Raw genomic sequence first — 2,851 nt, 5'->3', positions numbered from 1 at the left:
GAACCTCTTGCGCGGGATGGCCAACCAAGAGGGTGAGCTGATGCTTGAGGCTGCGGCGCTTGTGACTGCCTTTGACATAGACATGCGGGCCGGTGTCCGCATCGACCGGCTTGAGATAGAAAAAGAATTTCAGCATGCGCCAGTCGTCGAGGTCGAAATGATACTTGCCGAGCGAGGCGAGATTCTTGTCGGCATCCGAAGCGGCGCCCGTCGGGAAACTCCACCACACCCGCGTCGTGATCAGTTTGGCCTGGCCGCCGAGATAGTGCGCGGCAATGTCCAGAAGCAGCGGATCGCGCTGGATGGCGAGTGCCGCCTGGCAGTCGAGTATGCGCTCGAAAAAATGCCCACTGAGCAGCGAGCGGCCGAAGCGCTTTTCAGCCTCGGCATGTTCGCCCGGCATGAATTCGAGACGGCGGTCGAAATTGCCGAAGCAAGGCGTGCGCCCGGCGAAGTCTGCGATCTCCTCATGGATATCAGGCGGTAGGACCAGGCCCGAAAACAGCCCGTCGGAGCGCAGCGCTTCGACCACGGCTTCCCGTTCGACGCCGGCAAACATCGTGTCCACCGCATTGACGACCGGCTGAGCGCGTTTTGCGCCCAGCCAATGCATGCGGCGTCCAGGCATGGTGCGCGCCAGCATGAACATCGGCAGCCAGGCTGGGTTTTCGCGAAGATCCTTGAGATAGGTCGGAATGCGCACCGCGATGCGCCGCAGCAGGCTGCCGTTGCGCGCAATGGCCTCGAGACTGGCCGCACCGGAATTGTCGGGGGATGAAAGATGCATCGGGTCCTCGGCTATGAGAGCGCCACCGATGCCGCATCGGTGCTCGCCACTCGGCGTGACCCAAACCCATTCACCCGCCGAAATTAGAACTAACCCCGCGTCAGATTTTGTGCAATGCACAATGGAGAGAGCAGCTGCAAAAAATCATGTCGGGGAGCGATGCTTCTGCTTTACCGGCGCTACCCAGATTTCGGCGTCGAGCCGCTTTGTCGCGAGGCCGCGGGCGATGGCCTCAGCGCTGCCGGCACTCTTGGCCGAGGCGGCGGCCTGACGCTTGCTGATCAGCAATCCGTCGGCCAAGGCACGGTTTCCCGAAAAGACACGCGCCAGGAACGGCATACGGCTGCCGCGCGCCCGCGAAAACCGTGCCGCCATGGTTTGCCTGGCCGTATGGTCAACGACCGCATCGATCCAGCCCTCAACCAGCCGCGCGCCCGGCTCCAGCAGCAGCAGCCAGTCCCCCTTGGCTTGGCGGATGCCGGCGGCAACGCCGCCAGTCACGTACTGACAGCCGGCATGCTCGGCCACGCGATGCGTCTGGTCGGTGGAGCCCGTGTCACAGACGATGACTTCACGCACCACGCCCTCGACCGCGCCGCCAATCAGCGAGGCGAGCGTGCGGGTCAGGCCTTCCTCGTCATTGCGGGTTTCGATGAGAACACTGAGCATCATTAGCCGAATAGCGGAAAGCGCGGCACAGCGCCAGTTACTGCAGCGCACCATAAAAAGTTCTTGCTTTGTTCTCATCAACAAAATAGGAATAATTTCATGAACAGAGCGATTCGACACAACATGGACAGTCCCTGGGAGCGGGCGAAGATGGAACAGATCGTGCGCGCCGACATTGCAGCTTTCGGAGCTGGAAGAGCCGAGATGGCCAATGCGATGATCGAGCAGAGTGGCGTGCGTGTCCGTCCGGACCGCAACCGCGGCAGGTCGGCGGGCATCAATCCGTCCGGCCGCTTCGAGCCGGTCAGCCGGCATGTCTTCGACGATGGGTGGAATTCGCTGGAAGAACTGCCGCCCTTCAAGACCGAAGTGCAGGTCGAGAAGCCGCGCACCATCATCACCCGCAACGAATCGCCCGACATCTCCTTCGACCGTTCGATCAACCCCTATCGCGGCTGCGAGCACGGCTGCGTCTATTGCTTTGCCCGGCCGACGCACGCGTTCATGGGCCTGTCGCCGGGTCTCGATTTCGAATCCAAGCTGTTCGCCAAGCCGGACGCGGCGCGCTTGCTCGACAAGGAGTTGTCGAAGGACGGCTACCAGCCGCGCACCATCGCCATCGGCACCAACACCGACCCCTACCAGCCGATCGAGAAGCAATACCGGATCATGCGCGAGATCCTCGAAGTGCTGGAAGCGCGCGGCCATCCGGTAGGCATCGTGACAAAATCCGCTCTGGTGACGCGTGACATCGATATCCTGTCACGCATGGCCGAACGGGGGCTCGCCAAGGTGGCGCTGTCGGTGACGACGCTTGACCGGATGCTGGCACGCACCATGGAGCCACGCGCGTCGACGCCGACCAAGCGGCTGGAGGCGATCCGCCAGCTTTCGGATGCCGGCATTCCGGCTTCGGTCATGGTCGCGCCGATCATCCCGGGCCTGACCGACCAGGAGATGGAACGGATCCTCGATTCGGCACGCGCGGCCGGCGCCCGCGAGGCGGGTTATGTCGTGCTGCGCCTGCCGCTGGAGGTCAGCCCGATCTTCAAGGACTGGCTGCTGCGCCACTATCCGGACCGCTACCGCCACGTGATGTCGCTGATCCGCTCGATGCGCGACGGCAAGGACTACGATTCGGAATGGGGCGAGCGCATGAAGGGCGCCGGTCCCTATGCCTGGCAGATCGGCCGGCGCTTCGAGATCACCGCCAAGCGGCTCGGCCTCAACGCCGAACGGCGCACGCTGCGGACCGACCAGTTCGTTGCCGCTGCCAAGGATCAATTGCAGCTGACGCTGCTTTGAGAATGCACTTCACCGCGGCGGTCTGATCTGTCGCAGAGCGCAAGAATCCCGTCCGGCCTGCCCCGGCCTGCAGACGGTGCCCTCCCGGTC

The 2,851-nt window shown here is 63.3% G+C and carries 3 protein-coding genes; 1 reads left to right on the top strand and 2 read right to left on the bottom strand.

Going from position 1 to position 2,851, the window contains the following annotated elements; genetic code table 11:
• On the bottom strand, nt 1-787 hold a 787-nt coding region (locus EN935_RS29665), incomplete at its 3' end, for a hypothetical protein (RefSeq protein ID WP_127373904.1).
• Between the two features lie 144 nt (nt 788-931).
• Nucleotides 932-1,456: a glycosyltransferase gene (locus tag EN935_RS29660; protein ID WP_127373906.1), complete on the bottom strand. Its 525-nt coding sequence runs from the start codon at nt 1,454-1,456 to the stop codon at nt 932-934.
• A gap of 150 nt (nt 1,457-1,606) precedes the next feature.
• Between EN935_RS29660 and EN935_RS29655 the strand changes: the two genes are divergently transcribed.
• Entirely contained in the window at nt 1,607-2,761 is a 1,155-nt protein-coding gene (locus EN935_RS29655) for a PA0069 family radical SAM protein (protein ID WP_127373905.1), read from the top strand.
• Nucleotides 2,762-2,851: the final 90 nt, after the last annotated feature.

The organism is Mesorhizobium sp. M7D.F.Ca.US.004.03.1.1, from assembly GCF_003998635.1.
GTDB lineage: Bacteria > Pseudomonadota > Alphaproteobacteria > Rhizobiales > Rhizobiaceae > Mesorhizobium > Mesorhizobium loti.
This window is presented reverse-complemented; position numbering and strand designations above follow the sequence as displayed.

Coding starts and splice junctions, on each gene's coding strand:
- EN935_RS29660 (WP_127373906.1), bottom strand. CDS start 1,456: ATGCTCAGTGTTCTCATCGAAACCCGCAATGACGAGGAAGGCCTGACC.
- EN935_RS29655 (WP_127373905.1), top strand. CDS start 1,607: ATGGAACAGATCGTGCGCGCCGACATTGCAGCTTTCGGAGCTGGAAGA.